We start from the raw sequence: 20,249 nt of genomic DNA, 5'->3' as shown, positions 1-20,249 counted from the left end.
TAATCCAGGCGTTCCGATTATTGGGCGCAGCAGACTGTATGATGTCGAATCAGGAAAAAGCACCTTACATTGTAGGAATTACCGGCGGAAGTGCGTCCGGCAAGACCTATTTTATGAAAAACCTCATCGACGCGTTTGGTACGGACGAGGTTACGCGGATTTCGCAAGACAATTATTACCGCCCCATCCATGAAATCCCGCGGGACGAAAACGGGGTTGAAAATTTCGACCTACCCGAAACTATAGACCATCATCTCTTCGCGGAGCACATTGCCGTACTCCGGGCCGGTCGTTCCGTGCAGCAAAAGGAATATACGTTCAATAATCCGCTCATTACGCCCGAGATATTACATTTCGAGCCAAAGCCGATTATCATCGTGGAAGGTATTTTTGTTTTTTATTTCCCCGAAATTGCCCGGCTGATTGATTTGAAAATTTTCGTAGATGCGAAGGAGCACGTTAAAATAAAACGGCGGATTATTCGTGATAATAGCGAGCGCGGCTATGATCTCGATGATGTCCTTTACCGTTGGGAACACCACGTCGCCCCTACTTACGATAAATTTATACTTCCGCTGCGCGCCGAAGCAGATATGATCATCAACAACAACTCCCGGTTCGATACTGGTTTACAGGTGCTGATTGGGTTTTTGAAAGGAAAACTAAAAGAGCAATACAAACATTCGTCATAGTCATCAAAATTTAACCGAGTTAATGAAGAATTCTTTACAGACGATTGGCGGGATTTTCGCTAAACACATTACTATTCTTGCAATTGCTTCAATCGCTTTTTCCGCTTGCGACGACACAACCGAATCGCTTAATCCCAACGAATATTATCCACTTGAGATCGGGCACTATATTGTCTACGATGTCAATCAGGAGGTTTATTCCGCCGGTCAGGCAGCGCCCGTTGTCACCAAGTGGCAAGAAAGGGACGAAGTCGATCGAATTGCGTCCGACTCGGCTGGGATTGTCACTTACATTATTGCCAGATTAACCCGCAATTCATCAACGGACTATTGGCAAAAGGTAAAAGAATACATCATTCACAAATACCCGGACAAGTTGGTTACCAATATAGATAATCAGCCATTCCTGTCTCTTACGTTCCCGATCGATTCACGCACAACCTGGAACGGCAACAGCTACAACAACCTCGATAAACAGGATTGTTATTATGAGCCCGGGTTCAAATCGGTTAAAATCGGGGAACAGTCGTTCGATAACGTACTGACGGTTGTTGAGCGGAACGACACCTCGATCATCAACAAATATGTAACTATCAAGCAATACGGCTTAGGCGTGGGACTTATCTCCGATGATCAGACCGCCTTTGAATTTTGCCAAAGCGACGACTGCATCGGATCTGGGAAAGTAGAATCAGGTAACCACAAAACGCGGAGAATCGTAGAATTTGGCAGCCGGTAACTAGCTAAACAGGCCCGGTTCAATCAGCCAAAACTTGTTTTTTTCATATTCGCTTGCAATAATGTTTGCAAATTCAATTTATCTATCTAAATTTACGACGGATACTGGTATTAATCATTCATTAACCGATAAACAATGAAAACATTGACATCGCACTCTACACAGACAAAAAAGTCTTACCGCAAGCCGGTCCTCGTTCAGCACGGAAGTGTTAGCAAGTTGACTAAAGGTAAATTAGGTAGCCAATTGGACGATGCTACGAACGAAATGGACTACGCACCAGATGCTTGATTTAAAGTGATCTGAGGCCTTGCCTTTTGAATTTGTCCTAAATGCTGATTCAGGGTGTTATACTACTAGGAGCAACTTTTCAGCTAGAAAAATCAAAATCAGGCCTGTCAATCAACTGGGAAACTGGGGTTCTAAAATATCCAAGCGTCTCAAATCAGCGTCTATTCCGCGAGACCACAATTGTTGGTTTTGAAGGATATCATGAAAACGATGTTAAAATATGGAGTTCAGACACTCCTTTTTTGACATCGTTTTTTGATTTTAAGACTTATCTCAAATCCTCTGGAAGCAAGCTGGGAGTAGGGATTTGGTATCAGGAAACTGAAAAAACTCTCCACCTTGCAAGGAATATCTTTGGCACTCACCCACTATACTATCTATTCATACCCGGCCAATTCTGTTTATTTTCTACCGACTTACATTCACTCCTGATATCAGCCAAAAGCGGAGGTGCAAGCGTCACTCCAAGCGATAGTCGTCTTCACTCCTTTCTTACTTTTAGGCGGGATCAGTCCATAGATTACAATGGTGAAACGTTCTACAAAGAAATAAAGAGCGTATTGCCCGGGCATATACTGTCAATAACACCTCAGGGATGTTCTTCCGCTCCGTACACTAAGTTTCAGCCTCCACAAAATGCCGGTACACTGCCTGAATATGCGGAGCAATTCAAGGCATTTCTCAAGAATTCAGTACACAATTCTCTCCCTTTCGACACCGTACCTATTGGCTCTCATCTAAGTGGAGGCCTGGACTCCTCATCCGTTAGTACATTTGCCAAGATACTAGCACCTGAAAACCACTTGTATACCTTCTATTACGACACCCAGGGTGCAGGTTCCGACGATAGAAATTATGCCTTAGAAGTTGCCAGAAATATCAAATCGGATCATAGGGAAATTGTGATATCGGATGACCCACTTGGAGCCCTCGCATCTCACACCAGAATACTTGGGTACCCTCAGGCTGCATTTGTTGCACCTACATTTTATGACGGCGTTTTGAAACTTGCTTCGCAACTCGGATGCCAGACCGTTTTAAATGGTAACGGAGGCGACTCTATCGTGGGTAGTGGCTTCGAATACCTCACGGTGCTTTTCAAAGAGAGAAAATGGGGTCTTTTGAAGGAATTACTTTCTAAACGCACTCAATACTATTCCAAAGCCGATCAACACAAAAACTGGGATCAGCTAAGCTTTGAGCAGCGGAACAATATTGTGGAACAAAACTTTTTTTATCGCAGGCTTTCCACTTCGATCAAGACCATGGGCTTCCGCGAATTCTGTGCCTTATACCGTGAAATTTCTGCTCATTTCGACCTTGCCCCAAGTTACTTCGCAACCCGTGCCCTTTCGTCCCTCGTTAAAAAGTTTAAAGGAGATACACTTCCAGCCAGTTCTCTCTTAAGGCAGGATTTTCTGAAAACCGCCAACGACTTAGCAGGTGACTTAGATGTGCTTTCTACATCGTTACGGGGTGATCTCCCAGCTATTTTTCGACAATCATTTGAGGAGATCTTTAATCAACACGCTGTATGTGAAAACGAGAGCAGGTTCATCTTTGGGCGCCATTACGGGTTCGAGAACCGCTCCCCATTTTTAGACAAATCGCTTTTTGAATTGTGTATGTCCATTCCAGAGGCCGTCAAATTTGGCGATGGTTCAGGACGAACGCATTTCCGCGAGGCCATGAAAGGCCTGTTGCCCGAGAAAGTGAGACTCAGGTCACAAAAAGCGCATGTCGGGCAACAGGGGAAAAGTGCCACCCTTCAACTTTATGCACAGGCGAAGGAAATGCTTTATGATACAAACGAGGTCTGGCGATACATCGATAGAAGGAAGTTCGATGATACAATCAGATTCCTCCAGACGGAACATCTACCAATCGAAAACTACAACCGAAGCATGTTTCATGTAACAAGAACAGTTTCGGTTGCAGCCTGGTTTGAATGGCTTAAATCAGAAAAACTCCTGCAATAGCTCCAGGAAAATTCCTCTAACGAAGTATATTCACTCTTCCTGTGATTGTTTGCTTTGAACCATCACTCTTACTCACAATAGCCTTGTAAACATACATTCCCGATCCTATGTCTGACGTCCAATACCAGTCGGAAAGAGTAGAAACCGGTTTAAAGCTATGGTCCAGGAGCTTGATGCCACGTGAATCGTAAATGATATACTGAACCTGCTGAACAGTTTCCAGCTTAAAGCCCTTTATGCGGAATCGTACATAATCAGTTGCCGGATTTGGTGAGGCTATGAGCGCTAACCCCTCGTCTCCTTCGCCTATTCTGAACTTAATCTGATATGGGTTTGCGGCCGCATTGCCTGAATTATCCTGCGTATTAACAAGAAGTTCATAACCACCGACCACAGAAAGATCTGTGCGGTATTCTACCTGGATCACGCGGTCCCCCAATTTGGTAACTACCAGATTCTTGTAACCCAATTTCTTAAAGTCACAAGTATTATCGAGGCATGGTTTAATGAAAATATCCATTAGATTAGTATCCGCCGACATCAGACGATCATCGGTCAATACGAACTTAATCGTCGGCTTAGCGCCCACATCTTCGCCATCCTCTATCACCCGCTCGTTAAAGGTTACATTCAACACCGGTGCTATGATGTCTTTTACTCTTTCAGCAGGGTAAATATGCTGCGTTTTCGCTATTTCCCAATCGACCGTAAGTTCGGTAATATTATTGGACTCATTTATTTCCTGGATCACATTCGCACGATCCAATCTCACTTGTACGAACTTCAGTGCTCCTTTATTAGGGAATGTAATCCTAATTGTGTCAGAATAAGGTATTGCAGCCACAGTCTGGCTCTTCACTTCAGTAGTGCCGTCTTGAAAACCATAGGTGAGCTCCACAGGCAGTTTTTCGCCTGCATTGTATTTACCTTGATTCTTAATGGCGATCGCAGCAGTCAATGTCGCCGACTTTTCTATTGTCTTATCAGAGGACTCGGAATAGATGAGGATACTTTCGTCGGGATCAACCGAGTAGTCGGGTGAAGCGACGTATATCATTTTTAATGCAGGATCTCCCTGTAACAATGCCTGATGGACATTAGCAACGTCATATGCATTATAGCCGTCTGCAAAAATACGTTTGGCAACTTCCAACTGAACTTTCCCAATCGATTGCTTTGAGGTGTTTGCATCAAGAAACAGCGTCGTATAAAGCTTATCGAGATAATTGCTGGTGGAAGAAACATACGTATCAAACGTATTTGCGATCAATGCTACCGTTCCCCTCTTTGCAGCTAAAATCCAGTCGAGCGACAATGCAATCCGATCCGAAGATGAAGGGCTCGTATTAAAACGTGCACTAAACACATTCCCAACTCCGCAACCATTGAAATACAGCAATGGATATTTTCCTTGATTATTATAAGCACGCGCCGCGTCCGTGATGTAACCAATGTCCAGGTCCGTAACAGTAGTGGAACCGTGCCCGAAATAAGTCAAAAGCCCTACACCTGCATTAATTTCCGGCGTAATATTAACCGATTCGACCTCACCTATTCCTTGTTTTTTTACGAAGGGCGTAACTTTTGCGCCGATATATCCCTTTTCGGCCTGAGGAGCCAAGCCTGCAAGGATATTCTTGAGCTGAGTGATCTCCGACGACGATTTGCCCCCATTCAAATGCAGGATGTTCTTTTTCCAGCTTACATCCTGGACATTGCTATGCTCATATTCCTTAACTTTGGCCAGATAGTCATACACGTGTTGATTCGTTAACGCGGAAAGCCTTCCGACGGGGATTGCCGGCACTTCCCTGGGAGCTCCTGCCAGCCCCTCTACCAATAGTACGTCCGATCCGGGAAACCCGATCGTCGGAACTTCTTCCGGAAGTTCGCGTACCATTCTTTCGTTAAAGGTGATCGATTTACCCATCAGAAACAGGTACTTTTCACGGTTATTATCCGAAAGCATGTAGTCAACAAAGCGCCGTATTCCCACCGGGCTCGGCTCTCCGTAGTTGAATTGATCATAGATGTCAGTGATCCTGATAACAAGAGGAACAAATGCTCCGCCCTCTGTCGAGGCACGATAAGCTGCATAAGTTTTGGCACCTTCTTCCAGCGTCTGATTTGTAACGATCAGATAATTATATTTCTTAACGTCCGGTTTAATTAGCGTGACTGAGTTGATCTTATTAGCACTAATGCTCAGCACTTCATTCGTCAAGAGTAATTTTAGTGCCTTGTCTTTGATGCGAGGCACTGTAAAATCAGCTCCTGTACCGGGAATAATTCTTGGAATATCCGGATTAGAAATGTCGTAGAGTTTGCTGGTAGGTAAAGTCCCCGCAATTTTTGCGTGTGTGGTAGCATCCGACGTCTTCGGAAAATTAAATTCCAGGCTCTTTTCAGTACCAATACTTGATGCCTGGTTATAAGTAATAGCATAGTAAGCCAATGAAAACCTATCACGTGAATCTGAGGACACAGATTTTAGAAGAAATATGCCGCTACCGTCTGCTGTGAGGTCGGCCTCTTCGAGTTCAAATGAATATACGGAAGCTACAAAGTTCGCATTGGGAATGGCTCCAACTTTCCGAACGGCGCTTTCCGTTTTACCCACATACACTTCAATCGAGCGTGAGTTGTTGCTACGCCCATGTACCATCAGTTTTACCTGCGGCTTTGTTCCCGTCACGCGTTTGGTCAATTGGAAGTTGTAAGTGACAGATTTCCCGGGCAGGACTGTAACACCGGTTTTACTTGCACCATTTTCAAAAAAGCTATTAAAAAAATTGGCCCTGATGGCGCTTAGCGTACTAAGGGAATATTCGTTGGCAAAAGCCTTCACATCCGTTTGCATATGCGACTCTACCGCCACACCACTTCCGGACGCAGACCCGACAGTTTCAGCCCGTAACCCGTTGACCTTTCCTACGGTAAGGAAATACGAACTTTCATCGGAATATAGGCTCGTATAAGGATTTAACCGGCTGCTCATCGGCCGGTACAAAAGCGAATCGAGGGCACCATCATTGGGGATACCGTAAAACAGAATTTCATTATTTGCTACGCTGAGAATCGCAACTTGAGTGCCTCTATGCCAAAGTTGAAGCTTTTCAGGCTGGTTAACCGGAAAACCCGCCGGCAAGGCCGAAAACGGCACCCTGTAAACGCCCTTCTGGGATACTTTCAACTTAACATAAGGCTGATCGTATGTGATCCATGAGTTAGTGTATGGTGCTCCCCATTGAGCAAAGGCTCCCTCGCACACTCCCATCATAAGCAACAGAACAAGTTGCAAATACCGTAAAACTCTCAGTGACATAGCTCAAATAAAAAATTGGGGCATGAGTATGATACCCATGCCCCTAAATATTACAGTTTGATTACTTTCTTGATGTATTTATCGCCATTGACGGTAACAACTTCGATAATATATTCACCCGGAGAGAGGTTCGAAAGATCCACCCGGCTGCCGGTCCCGTTGTCTTTTACCAACCGGCCATTGATATCGACCAGTCTCCACTTGCTGATCTTCGTCGGAACGTCGAGTTTGATTTCAAAGTACTCTATCGAAGGATTCGGCGCAACCGACATTGCAGAGGTTTTATCAAGTTCCACTGAAACGATTCTTGACAACGTCTCTTCTCCCTTTTGAACAGAGCCTTCTACCACCGAATCAAAATCAACCTGCTTCAAACGATAGTAACTCGTGCCCGCCAAAGGCTTTGAATCAGTAAATGAATAAGAAACTTCGGAATTTGAATCTCCTTTACCTTCAACTCTACCGATTTCCTCAAAGTTGCGGGCATTGTAACTTCTCTCGACTATAAAGTGGCTGTTATTCCTTTCAGAAGCAGTCTTCCAGGTAACTTCCACCTTGGTTCCCGCAGCCTTCGCATTGAACGAGATTAAATTAACCGGTAGCGGAGCTTCATTAATCAGAATCTTAAGAGCTGGATCACCTTGTAGAAGCACCTGGTGGATGTTCGCGCGATCCGCATCGTAGAATGCCGCTACACGGCTATTCTGCCCTGGGTTGTAGGTATAACCCTTTGCTATTTTAGTTTGCAGTGCAACTTCCTTCAGGATCTCCCCGATCGTTCCACGCGCTTTATCCGATTTCGAGAAAATCAGCGGGTAAAGACGATCAAGGTATTCATTCGAAGTGCTTGCATAGGCATCCCAGGTATTTCCGAAGACAACAATGGCTCCTTTACCTGGCGCAATGAGCCAATCGAGTGAAAGAGGACGTGAAGTACTGGTATTCGGTGTACTTCCAAAAAGGTTGCTGAAAATGTTATTCACACCACAACCGTTGTAAAACAACACCGGGAATTTCGTCGTGTTGTTATAATTTTTGGCGGGATCAGTTACATAGCCAGGGTTGAGGTCCGTGCGGTAAGTTGAACCATGCCCAAAATAACTGATCATACCGAGCCCGGCGCCATTCAATTCAGTCCCGATATTCACCTCTTCGATGACATCAGCCGCCTGTGTCTTGATTTTCGGGATTACGGTCCCATTAAAGGGAGAAGTATTAACGATATTACCGATTGTCGAAAGATAGCTCGCGAATTGATTGATTTCCCCTGTGTCTTTACCACCGCTCACGTGCATTACATTCTTTCTCCAAGCAATGTCCTTTTGAGCTTCGTAGTCCTTCACCTTCTGTAAATAGCCATTTACTTCAGCGTCGGTCAGAGCGGAAATACGGCCTACCGGAATTGCCGGAACATCTTCCGGAGTACCAGCAAGACCATCCACGAGTAGTAGGTCGGAACCTGGGAAGCCGACGGTTGGAACTTCGTCGGGCAATTCTTTCACAATTTTGTCGGGACGTGTAATTGATTTACCGATCAGTAATAGAAACTTTTCCTTGTTTCCGTCTGAAATCATGTAGTCAACAAAGCGTTTGATAGCAACAGGGCTTGGCTCACCGTAGTTAAACTCATTGTAAAGATCCTTAGCCTTGATCACAAGTGGCGAATACTTGACGCCCGGAGAGTCATTTTGGCGATAAGCACCAAAAGCCTGTGCTGAACCAAGAAGGTTATCGGCTGCTATAATCAGATAGTTATACGACGCGGGATTAATGTTCTGAAATGTTACAGTCGATATGTTCCCGGCTTGAACATTGATGTTCTGGCTATCATTTGTCGTCAGCAATTTTAAGGCGTTGCCATTGCGACTTACCATCAAGTTGGCCGCAGCCCCTTGAATAATACGCGGGTTATCAACACTTGATATGTCATAGAACAGCGCATTGGCCGGTGGGTTTGCGATGGGAATTCTTGATTTTGACCCGGCCGAAGCAGCAGGAAAATTGAACTCATACGAATTTAACCCCTGGGCATCGATCGTCTGATTGTATGATACCGTGAAGTAGCTAACTGAAAACCAAGCCGACGGGATAACACTCTGAAAACCGAGGGTACCCCCGTTAGCATCATAGTCTTGCGCCGGATCAAGGTCGAAATTCACCTCCAACGGACCAAAATCAAATGTGTTGGCAGTAGTAACTTGCCGCAGGGCAGAAGAATTCTTACCCACTTTGATCTGAACCTGTGCACTTCCTCCCCGCCCACTCAGTAGTATTTTAACCTTTGGAATGGAGCCTCCATAAACATTTTTAGCTGCAAAATTAAAATTGGAAGCAGGAGTAGCCGGTTGCGCACTCGATACCGGGTTGGCTGTATAAACCGGGCTGGTAGCCTGGGCACCAACCGGAAGACGCGTTCCCGTTCCGGTTTTCCCATCTTCAAAGAAGCTGTTAAAAGTAGCCGGACGTGTCGAATAGAAAGTAAAGTGAGTATACTCGGTCTGATAAGTTTTTAACTCAACCTGATTATGAAATTCAGATGCAGGTACGCCGTTATCAACGGGTGTATTCTCCACTTCTGCACGCAAGCCGTTATCGGTCCCAATGGTTAGAAAATAAGCACTTATGTTCGAATAGGTGCTAAAATATGGGTTCTTTCGTGAAGTCGGCAAGCGGTACAACAATTCATCGGACGCACCGTCATTGGGCACACCATAAAAAAGTATTTCCGTATTGTCGGCTTTCAGAATGCTGACCTGATTTCCGCGGTGCCACAGCTGAAGCTTCGCTTTGTCGGCAGACTGGAACGCTGCAGGCAATGAAGAAATGGCAATGCGATGAATTCCCTTAGTGGAAACACTTACACGCACCCACTGCTGCCCATACTTACCCGCAAGCCATTCATTCCCATTAGCTCCGCTCCATTTTTGGGAAAATACATTGGATATGCCAAGACCGAAAAAAAGTAAAAGCACACCAAAAAGTGAAGTAAAATTTTTTAACCTCATAAGTTCAAATTTAATAGTGCATAAATTACACGATAGTATATATAATAAACGATAAACTCTTTAATGATTGCAACGTGGGAATTGGAACTGTATTATAGTTAAACAAAAATACAACAATTTCAAAATAGAACAATGAACCGCAAACCTCCCGATTTAAAGAACGAATCATTTCGACAACCGCCGAATGATGTTGCCGCAGGCATGATTTTTTCAACCGGCGAATAATTTCATCCTTATATTTGTCCACAACAAGTACTCTAATATTCTAACCAAACCAACGATCAGTATGTTGAAACGACTAATTTTCTTTGCTTCGGTTGTCTTAATCGGCATGTCACTAGTAAACTGTGAAGGCGAAAAAGGCGATGTGGGGCCAGCAGGTAAAGATGGGGCCACCGGGCCCCAGGGCCCGAAGGGCGACACAGGCGTAGCTGGTAAGGACGCGCTCGGTGCGAGAGTTATTACTACCGGTCCTCTCAAAACAGAACCTGATGGCGGTTATACATTCGGTATCAGCAACCTGACACCCGCAGACACACTGATGCTTGACGACGCAGGCATATTTGTCTACATCAAAAGCCAGAACTCGTGGTGGTCTATTCCTGGACCGGTAGGCTTCGCAAGCGGTGATAGCACCACATTCCATTTTCGTTATGCACTTCGCAATGGCCGGACTTTCTTCGTCTTCATAAAGCCCACCAGCTGGACGACTGACACACCGAAAGCACCAGCAAGAGATCTGGAATCCGTAAGGGTTGTTATCGTTCCAACGGAGAAATTCAGACGTAGCGCAGCTATCGATTGGAAAGATTACAATGCAGTTGTGAAAGCCCTGAATCTTAACGAATCTGACGCGATTAGTGCTGATCTTTAATCGTTAGCCATCGTATTGAAAAAGCTGCCGCCAATCGGCAGCTTTTTCTTTTTTGAACCCCTGCTTTTGCAACATAGAAAGTTTTAATTGCCCCCTGCCAAGAACTTACACCCCGTCATAACTTTTATTTTTGAAATTATACTATTTTCGAAACAAATATTGTTAGGATGATTGTTACCTAATAGCAATTTGTACTTTTCCGGGCTTAGGCCTTCTTACCATATTTCCTTTTTTCGTGATGAATACCAAAAAGTCTTCAAAAACGAGCTCACCTGACGTGGTTTTGATTGGGGCAGGCATTATGAGCGCTACGCTCGGGGTTCTACTGAAAAAGCTTAATCCGTCCATTACTATCTCCGTTTTCGAACGTCTTGACCGCGTCACGGCGGAGAGCTCAGACCCGTGGAATAATGCCGGTACCGGCCATTCCGCTTTCTGTGAGTTGAACTACACGCCACAGCTGGCCGATGGTTCCGTCGAAACCAAAAAGGCTATTAAAATCGCTGAGTCATTCGAAGTTTCGAAGGAGTTCTGGGCATACCTGGTCGAAAATGGTGTAATTGACTCGCCTGATGAATTTATCCACAATATTCCTCACTTGAGCTTTGTGTGGGGAGAGGAAAACGTGGAGTACCTCCGTAAGCGTTACAAGGCCTTAACCAGCCACCATTTGTTCCACGGAATGGAATACACCGAGGACAAGGATAAAATCGAAAGCTGGATACCGCTGGTCATGAACGGAAGAGATGCAAGCGAAAAGGTAGCAGCGACCCGCATGGAGCTTGGCACCGATGTAAACTTCGGCGCATTGACCAAAGCGATGTTCAACTACCTTGAAAAGCAGGATGGCGTAAATCTTTTCCTCAACTATGAGGTTGATGACCTTTCGCGCAAGAAGGATAACTCCTGGCTCATCGAGGTTAAGGACCGCGCCACGAAAAAAGAAAGCAAGATCACCACTAAGTTCGTATTCATCGGAGCAGGCGGCGGCTCGTTGCCATTGCTCGAAAAATCGAATATCCCGGAAGGTAAAGGATTTGGTGGTTTCCCGGTGAGCGGACAATGGCTGGTGTGCAACAAGCCGGAAATCATCGAGAGACATCAGGCAAAAGTGTATGGCAAGGCGTCGGTTGGTTCACCGCCGATGTCGGTTCCCCACCTCGACACCCGCATTATCGACGGGAAGAAAGCATTGCTTTTTGGACCGTATGCTGGTTTTTCAACCAAGTTTCTGAAAAACGGCTCCTACCTGGACCTCCCGCTTTCCATTAAACTGAACAATATCAAACCCATGCTGGCAGCAGGATTGCACAACATTCCGCTGACCAAATACCTGATCGATCAGGTTCGGCAATCGCCGCAAGACCGGCTGGAAGCGCTGAAAGACTATTTCCCTGAAGCGAAACTCGAAGATTGGGACCTCGAAACAGCCGGCCAGCGTGTTCAGGTGATCAAAAAAGATAAAAAAGCAGGCGGCGTACTCGAATTTGGTACCGAAATGGTGACTGCTGCGGATGGTTCGCTGGCTGCATTGCTGGGCGCCTCCCCGGGAGCTTCGACCGCCGTATCGATCATGCTGGAATTGATTCACAAATGTTTCGCAGAAGCCAAATCCCCCGAGTGGCAGCGCGAATTCAAGAAGATCATCCCTTCTTTCGGCAAATCGCTTTCCAAAGAAAAAGATCTGGCCGCTAAAACCCGCGCCTGGACTACCGAGGTACTGCATTTGAGCGCCTCGCGTTTGGAAGAAGAAGTGACTGCCTAATTTTTGGATTAGCATTATAAAACAAAAGCCCCGGGAAAGTCGCGGGGCTTTTGTTTTACTCTGAAAATACTTCGGAAAGATTGATAACAAGTTCCGGAAAAACAGTAGAGCGCAGCAATTCTCCGTTATTCTTAGGATGTTGGCCTATAAATTTGCCCGATTCATCCAATAAAAAGATATTGACGTGGCTATATTCCGGATAAACGACCCAATATTCCCGCACGCCGCTTTCTTCATAAACATTAAACTTCTGATCTATTTCCCTCAGTGAATTGCCGGGTGACAGCACTTCAATCACCAGATCCGGAGCCCCTAGGCACCCTTTGTCGTCTAATTTTGACAGATCGCATATTACACAGATATCCGGCTGCAAGACTGTTGTAATTTCCTGGTTGCTTTTCTTATCCTTAACGGGTAGTCTTACATCAAATGGGGCTGAATAGGCTTTACAAGGCTGTCCCTTAATATGGTTACCTATCGCTACGTTCAGGTTCCACACTATATCCTGGTGACGGCGCGACGGAGCAGGCGACATCTTATAAATATACCCCTTAATCAGTTCCAGACGCTCCTTGAACTGCCATTTCAGGTAATCTGCGTAAGTATACTGCTTAGTGAGGTCCAGCTGGTCAAAACTTGTGATCATGAGCCGATTCGTTTTTACAATATTACCGAATTCCCGCACCTATTCCCACAACAAATGCCCTACCTCCTGTTTCAACTCGCAAAACAGCCAATTGAATAATCCACCGGTTAAAACGCCAGCGACCGCAAAAATCGCAGCCCTTCTACCGCAATAGCCTCACGCGAGGGCTCGACCTGCCGCCAGATGGAAGCGGCTTTGGCAATGACCTTCACATCCGGCGTGAATGACTCAATCGCGATGTCTCCCTGGTAATGGATGTGGTCCAAGGCTGCGAAAATGCGATCCCAGTTGATCTGGTCGCCGCCTGGCGTGCCGCGGTCGCTGCCGGAGGCATGCAGCAGTCCCAGCTTGTCTCCCGCCTTCCGGATGGCGAGCGCCGGGTCCTTTTCTTCCAGGTTCATATGAAAAGTATCGAGGTGTACCTGCAATGCATCGCTACCAACGGTTTCGATCATCCGCAACGCTTGTTCGCAAGTGTTGATAAAATCGGTTTCATAGCGATTCAGCGGTTCTATTGCCAGCTTGACATCGTGATCGGAGGCGAAATCCGCCAGCACTTTCAGATTACCAGCAACCAGGTCCCACTGTTTACGTTTCTGATCATCGGGTACCAGCTCCGCACGGCCTACCGCAGAATAAATAGGTCCTGCCACCAGATCGCTTCCCAGTACCGGTGCAATACGGATAAGTGCCTGCACATATTCGATGGCCGTCACCTGGTCCTTACGCGTACCGCGCAGGTCGCGCCCCGGGCCGGTAGCCGCGCACACGGATCTGCATTCGAGCCCGTTATCGTCTAAAGCCTTCCGTACAAGCACGGGGTCGATATTCGCAGGATCCTCCAACGCAATCTCCACAAAGTCAAAACCCCAGTTTTTAAACTGAGAAAAAAAAGAGGTGCTTTCGTTCGTGAATGGTGAAGAAAACAGGTAGGTATTAATGCCAAACTTCATCCGAGCTTACTTCCCTTTTTGCTGTGTAAAAATGCGTACGCCTTTTTTATTGCCGGTAACGATGTCGAGCAGGCCGTCGCCATTCAGGTCTTCGACGGTCACATGCAGGCCTACACCCGAATTGTCATCAATATCATGCCTGATCCAGGTCGGTACTTTACCGGGTTTGTATTCAAACCATGATATGAATGCAGGCTCGAACTCGCCGGGGTCGTTTCCATTGTGTGCGAAATAGCGTTTACCCGTAATGAAATCGGGATGACCATCGCCGTTCATGTCTTTCAGTGCCAAACCATGCGTCTGTGAAATCGTTTTGTCGATGTCGTGGTGGATCCAGACGGTTTCATTACCCTCCTTCCGCTGCTCATGCCACCAGATGCCGTAGTTATGCGCAGAGGCGCTGAGTACGTCATTCAGACCGTCACCGTTTAAATCCAAAACATACATTTGGGAGCAATCCTGTCCCAAATCGGCCGGATGAAACTTCCAGTCTTTGTCTTTGGGATACTTGGCAGGCCCTTCCGCTGGTCCCTCCCACCATCCGTTCCGCACAAGCACATCCTTCCGGCCATCACCGTTAATGTCGCCATAGCCGATTCCGTGCGTATACATATGCGTAGAGTTATTGGGATCATTGCTGATTATGTATTTCTCCCAGGTCGTGTCGCCTTTTTTGGACGGGCATTTCAGCCAGATCACCTTCTTACCTGTCGGGTCATTGCAAAGCAAATCCAACCGGCCGTCACCATCGATATCCACCAGCTGCGGTGACTCATTCCCAACCGAAGAATAAATGGTATGCACCGGCCAATGTCCCGGTTTGTTTTGCGGGTTCTCGTGCCAGGCAGCGGCCTTCCCCGGCCAGTCGATACGAATGAGGTCTATCCATCCATCCTGGTTCACATCCATGGCGAAATCCAGGAAAGAATCGCTGTAACTGCCATTCACAATAAATTCTTGCGGCTTGGCAAGTTCATGCTCCTCCCAGTCAGGCGCTTCGAACCAATAGGCGCCGGAAAGGATGTCTTTTTTACCATCTTTATTCACATCGCCCATCGCTGCACCTTCCGCAATGAATCGTTTGGTAAGCTCCGTTTTTTTAAATGTGAGCGCAGATCCGCTCTTCGCTTTCTTCTGCGCCGACACATTCGTCCAGGCAAAAGCAACTATATTGATCAAACAAAAACATTTCAGAATTCTTCCGGTTAACAGCATCGGATTTATGGGTTAGGATTAATACTCAAATATCATTTTACCCCCAGTAGGTAGTCGAGCAATGCATAAAAGTCTTTTTCAGGAATGATATTCCGGAACTGGTCGGGCATTAGCGTGTATTTGGATGCCCGGTATTCTTTCATATCGCCTTTCGCCACCGAAAACTCCTGTCCTGTCATGTCCGCGAACACGATCGTCTCGCCTTCTGTCCTGCGGTACAGGCCCGTGAGGGTCTTTTCATTTTTCAACGTGATATTATAAGTACGAAACGCCTCAGTTATATTCCTGTTAGGATCAAGGATTTTTTGGGTCAATGCCTTGTGCCCCCAGTTTCCGATTCCGTCGAGCTGCGGGCCAACGAGCCCTCCCGAGCCCTGGATCTGATGGCAGCCGCTGCAATTTTGCATGAAAATGACTTTTCCCGCATCCGAAAACGCAGTAGCCGGTTTGAAATTTGCGATGCGCGCATCAATTAGCTTCTGGCGCTCCTCGCGCTCGGATGCGCCGGCTTGGAGCAACTGCCGCATTTGTGTTTGCTGCGAAGCGTCCGCGTTATTGGTAAGCCGCTCCTGCACCGCCACCTCGGTAGCAATATCCGCTCCAAGCTCTTCGTCCTTGAATGCGTTCAGCAAATAACTGATACCTTCCGAAGTATTTGCCAGCACACTCGCGATCACGATCTGAAGGTTTCGCGCCCCACTCGCTAATTGCTTTTTCAATGTCTGATAAACGGAAGGAGACGCCGCTTGCCCCATCGCCACAGCCAGTTTCTCGCGCAAAGTAGGCAGCTCCGACGGATCATTGAACACCTCCGAAAGCACATCTACATTTCCTCTCGGATCCATGTTCATCAGCGCACTGGCTGCTGCGCTTCTTACCGTATAATCCATCCATGTGGTTTGCAAAATACTCCTCAATGTGGGTTGAAGGGATTGAATGCGATACTCCCCGGCTATTTCCGCCGCTGCAATTCTTTGCTCTGAAATAGTAGACGGCCCCTGCGCGGGAATAGTAATCACCGCCGGTTCAAAATGTCCGATTCCCACGGAGCCCGTCTGCGAGCTATCCACCGCCTCGATATACCCCATTTGCCCTTCATACCCGGCCAGGTTGAACGTCGCATTGCGAATCAGCTCTTTGAACTGCATTACCTCCGTCTGGTTAACCCGATACTCCGCAACCACCTTTCCGCTATCGGCCAGATGAATTTTAACCGAGTTTTTCGAAATGCCCTTTTTCTCCGCCCGATTAAGAACATCATTGTCAAACACATTCATTTTCAATGTCGCCGGCAGTTTGAATGGCACCGAGTACAATGCCGATTGCGGCCCATACCCTCCTTTTTCACTTAAAACAATGCGGAATGCGGGCACTACATCCACGAGAAAGTGGTCCGACACAGTCCAGGAATTCACCGGATCGGCATTCTTGTTAACCTTCCTGATTTTCCAGGTCTCAGCCGAGGGAGATATATTGTTCAAAAACTTCCCGGCCAATTGCTCGCCCCACGCGACCATCTTCGGGCTTGGTGCTACCCCGCTTTGCCGGATCCCAGCCTGAATCGTCCGGTACAGCGAAAGTTGCTTTTCCGGTTCATTCGCAAACTTCATATTGATCAGACCAATGGCCTTTTCGATCTGGTAAGGCGCCGCGAGCCGGCCAATGTATTCAAGGTTGTTTAAAAGATCTCTGGAATCCAGCTCGTGCGTAAGCGTATAGTCGAGCACAAATGCAGCGCCCGCGGACGACGGCACGTCGAGTAGTGCCTTGTTCAACAAGGCCAGCTGCGTATCCGTCCATCGCATGGCAGGGATGCGCCACATTACGCTCGTATTTTTGAGGTTATTCCGGACACCCAGCAATGCGGTATAGCGTAAATGCGTATCCTCCACCGGTGTTTTTTCATACAGATCCATCAACAACGCCAGGTTTTCAGGTTTGGGAAAGCGCGTCAAGACTTCCGCAGCCCCTCGCCGGATAAATGGGTCACCGGTCTTTAATGCTTCGGCGACCCTTTGGAAGTGCGCATCGGTAATTGTATGTCGTTCTCCCAGAATACGCAATGCATGAACTTTCACAACCTGTTCGGTACTGGAAAGCGCATTATCGAGCAGGCGGTCATCGAGCGCATTCAGGCGATGCAATATCCACAATGCGTGCACCCGAGTAACGGGATCTGCGTCGGCCAAAAGACCTTTTACGGGTATAATCGCCTTCTCTTTCCAGGTATCCACGAGCCGGTCGGCTACTTTGAGGCGCGTATTCAGTTGCGAATGCCTCAGTCCGTCCAGCAATTGTGCCACGGAAGCTTTCGACCAGTCAGTAACCGGCATGTTCTCATGCGGCTCATTGCCTTTGTAGGTAACCTTCCAAATCCGCCCGCTAATCCGATCGCGGCCGGGGTGGTTTAAGGCAACTTCATAATGTCCGATAATCCGGTTGTAGAAATCGGCGATATATAACGCTCCGTCCGGCCCGACTTTGATATCCACTGGCCTGAACCACGGGTCTTTGCTAACCAGAAGCGGCTCTTCTTTTTTTGAAGACGGTGTGGAACCATTGAAAGTAACGGTATTCCGGTCAATGCGGCAAGTAACCACGTCGCCGGTAAAGAAACTACCTCGGTACTTTTCCGGAAACTGTTTTCCCGTGTAATAAACAAGTCCCGCCAATGCGGTCGAACCCAGGTCGTAAGTCATCATCGCCGGCGCGAAACCCAGGCCGACAGGGGCCTTCTTACCAAAATGCGGATAATCCCCGCCAAAAATGAGCTGAGTAATGGGTTTGGTATGACAATCCACTGAATACAAATAGCCTTTCTCGTCATACGCATAGCCAAACGGGTTCACGCGTCCGAAGGTCGTCTGTTCCACATGGCTTCCATCCATTTTCACTCTGAAAGTATTCCCTGAATTCATGCGTATCGAATCGCCATCCGTGCCGGCGACATGCGAAATATTGGAAAAACCGTGGCATACATGCAGCCAGCCGTCGAATCCGCGCATCAGGTTATTCACCATTCCGTGCGTGTCTTTATGCCCGAAGCCGCCGAGCAATATCTCTCTGCTATCGGCCTTGCCGTCGTTATTGATGTCTTTGAAATAATAAAGATTGGGAATACTGTATCCGATTGCCCCATCTGCAACCGGCATAATACCGATCGGGATATTGAGATTGTCGTCGAAATGCGTGAAAGTGTCGGCCCGGCCATCGCCATTTTTGTCTTCCAGGATCGTAATGCGATCCTTTCCATCGCTTTCTCCCGCCGCCACCGGGTACTCCGACGATTGCGTTACCCACAACCGGCCGCGATCGTCGAATTCCATATTCATCGGCTTCGTAATGTCAGGTTCGGAAGCAAAAAGCGTTACTTCGAAACCTTCGGGCAGTATGAAGCTCAGGCGTTCTTCTTCCGGCGTTTGGAAACCGGTTGTCCGGATATGTTCTGCATAAATGTCGGTCTCAACCTTTTGAGGCGCATTGGCCACGGTCACATTCTGGCCTGACTTATTTTGGGGAGGTTTACAACTTTGGGCACTGAACAGCAGGGAGGCGGTCAGCAATGGCAGACCGATTCTGAAACTACTTCGGAATGGCAGCATACGATCGAACAGGAAAAGCAGGGTTAAGGAATCTCGTTGAATAAATACTGGTAACTAAACCCGGCAAGCCGGTGATTTTACTATGAAAATTAGGATTAAAATCAGAATCCAGGCTACTGTGTGCGTTACCAATCACACCATAGCCCGGATCAGATTACTATCAATACTTAACAAAATGCGTACGTTCAGAACTTCCGTCGCGGTACTTGATTTCCAGAATGTAGCTCCCCGGTTGAAAGCCAGTTAGCAGAATGTATTTTTCCTTTGCCCCTCTTGGACCGGCGGTTTCTTTCACAATGCTACCTCCGGCATTCAGTACGCTTATTTTCGTCACTCTTGACCAGTCTTTCACATTCATTTCAAGCCTCTCGCCTGCAGGGTTTGGAAACACAACCAGGTCCGTTCCGTCCCACGACACTTTCCTGATCTGGCTGAATGCAAAAGTCCCATCACGGTCGACCATTTTTAACCGGTAATAGCCTATACCGGCAATCGGATCCGCGTCTGTATAGGCGTAGTCTACCTGTTGACTACTTTCCCCTGCCGAGCTCACATGATCCAACACTTTCCAATTCTTCATATCCCGGCTTCGCTGGATTTCAAAGAAATCGCTGTTAGCCTCAAAAGAGGTTCTCCATGTCAGCTTTACACGCCTTTCATCCTTTTCGGCATCGAATGTCACCAGCTTAACCGGCAGTGCGCTTTGCGCATTTACGAGTGTGAGTAGCCTGATGTCCAGGTCCGCAACATCCTTGGATACGAAATGCAAGCCTAAATCACGCGTGGAGCCCGACAACGTCACAAACCCCGCCTCATCCGACCACGAATTCGCCAATTCCAGCATCGATTCCGTGTTACCATTCAATTCTGCCGGATCATAAATAATACCCACGTTTCCATGAAAATTAACCGGATTATTGAAAACATATTTCTTCTTAATACTTGCAGTCGGGTTACCGGGCACAGCCGTATGTTCTACTGTTAGCGAGTAGTTGTTGCCGAGGTTGAGATCTTCGGTGGGTACGAGTACGAGGCTGTCGACCGAAAATACCGTACCTATTTTCACATACAAATCACTGCCTGTAACAAACTGACTACGCACCTCCATCGCCCACATGCAACACAGTGCCAATGCAATTGATGTTTTGATTCCCATTTGAAAA

General features: G+C 47.1%; 13 protein-coding genes. 6 read left to right on the top strand and 7 right to left on the bottom strand.

Annotated features, from left to right (window positions below):
• Positions 1–38: 38 nt before the first annotated feature.
• The 4 genes from AC2YIT_RS10750 to AC2YIT_RS10735 all read left to right on the top strand — a co-directional run bounded on the left by AC2YIT_RS10750 (position 39) and on the right by AC2YIT_RS10735 (position 3,701).
• Complete coding sequence (locus tag AC2YIT_RS10750; RefSeq protein ID WP_430844574.1) at positions 39–692, top strand: uridine kinase family protein; 654 nt, start codon at positions 39–41, stop codon at positions 690–692.
• Positions 693–714: 22 nt separating this feature from the next.
• The gene (locus AC2YIT_RS10745; RefSeq protein WP_430844572.1) at positions 715–1,431 is read left to right on the top strand and encodes a hypothetical protein; all 717 of its coding nucleotides are present in this window, start codon (positions 715–717) and stop codon (positions 1,429–1,431) included.
• A 135-nt stretch (positions 1,432–1,566) separates the two neighbouring features.
• Positions 1,567–1,722: a lasso RiPP family leader peptide-containing protein gene (locus tag AC2YIT_RS10740; RefSeq protein ID WP_430844570.1), complete on the top strand. Its 156-nt coding sequence runs from the start codon at positions 1,567–1,569 to the stop codon at positions 1,720–1,722.
• 41 nt (positions 1,723–1,763) lie between these two features.
• A complete protein-coding gene (locus AC2YIT_RS10735; protein WP_487279177.1) occupies positions 1,764–3,701 on the top strand; it encodes an asparagine synthase-related protein in 1,938 nt (645 codons plus the stop codon).
• 16 nt (positions 3,702–3,717) lie between these two features.
• Here the strand turns inward: AC2YIT_RS10735 and porU2 (AC2YIT_RS10730) are convergent, their stop codons facing one another.
• Together porU2 (AC2YIT_RS10730) and porU2 (AC2YIT_RS10725) are read right to left on the bottom strand one after the other, a co-directional pair.
• Positions 3,718–7,026, bottom strand: a complete 3,309-nt coding sequence (gene porU2, locus AC2YIT_RS10730) for a putative type IX secretion system sortase PorU2 (RefSeq protein WP_487279176.1) — start codon at positions 7,024–7,026, stop codon at positions 3,718–3,720.
• Between the two features lie 50 nt (positions 7,027–7,076).
• A complete protein-coding gene (gene porU2 / locus AC2YIT_RS10725) occupies positions 7,077–10,031 on the bottom strand; it encodes a putative type IX secretion system sortase PorU2 (protein WP_430844566.1) in 2,955 nt (984 codons plus the stop codon).
• Positions 10,032–10,362: 331 nt separating this feature from the next.
• Between porU2 (AC2YIT_RS10725) and AC2YIT_RS10720 the strand changes: the two genes are divergently transcribed.
• A complete protein-coding gene (locus AC2YIT_RS10720; RefSeq protein WP_430844564.1) occupies positions 10,363–10,905 on the top strand; it encodes a hypothetical protein in 543 nt (180 codons plus the stop codon).
• A gap of 220 nt (positions 10,906–11,125) precedes the next feature.
• Positions 11,126–12,670 (top strand): malate:quinone oxidoreductase, encoded by a 1,545-nt coding sequence (locus AC2YIT_RS10715; RefSeq protein ID WP_487279431.1) that lies wholly within the window; start codon positions 11,126–11,128, stop codon positions 12,668–12,670.
• Between the two features lie 55 nt (positions 12,671–12,725).
• On the opposite strand, the gene AC2YIT_RS10710 is transcribed toward AC2YIT_RS10715, so the two are convergent.
• The 5 genes from AC2YIT_RS10710 to AC2YIT_RS10690 form a co-directional block, all read right to left on the bottom strand.
• Positions 12,726–13,316 (bottom strand): Uma2 family endonuclease, encoded by a 591-nt coding sequence (locus AC2YIT_RS10710; protein ID WP_487279175.1) that lies wholly within the window; start codon positions 13,314–13,316, stop codon positions 12,726–12,728.
• A gap of 107 nt (positions 13,317–13,423) precedes the next feature.
• Positions 13,424–14,269, bottom strand: a complete 846-nt coding sequence (locus AC2YIT_RS10705) for a sugar phosphate isomerase/epimerase family protein (protein ID WP_487279174.1) — start codon at positions 14,267–14,269, stop codon at positions 13,424–13,426.
• Positions 14,270–14,275: 6 nt separating this feature from the next.
• The gene (locus AC2YIT_RS10700) at positions 14,276–15,448 is read right to left on the bottom strand and encodes an FG-GAP repeat domain-containing protein (protein WP_487279173.1); all 1,173 of its coding nucleotides are present in this window, start codon (positions 15,446–15,448) and stop codon (positions 14,276–14,278) included.
• 68 nt (positions 15,449–15,516) lie between these two features.
• The gene (locus tag AC2YIT_RS10695; protein WP_487279172.1) at positions 15,517–19,086 is read right to left on the bottom strand and encodes a PVC-type heme-binding CxxCH protein; all 3,570 of its coding nucleotides are present in this window, start codon (positions 19,084–19,086) and stop codon (positions 15,517–15,519) included.
• 160 nt (positions 19,087–19,246) lie between these two features.
• On the bottom strand, positions 19,247–20,242 hold the full coding sequence (locus AC2YIT_RS10690) for a T9SS type A sorting domain-containing protein (RefSeq protein ID WP_487279171.1): 996 nt from the start codon (positions 20,240–20,242) through the stop codon (positions 19,247–19,249).
• Positions 20,243–20,249 lie beyond the last annotated feature (7 nt).

Source organism: Dyadobacter sp. SRI_021, assembly GCF_057586235.1.
This window is presented reverse-complemented; position numbering and strand designations above follow the sequence as displayed.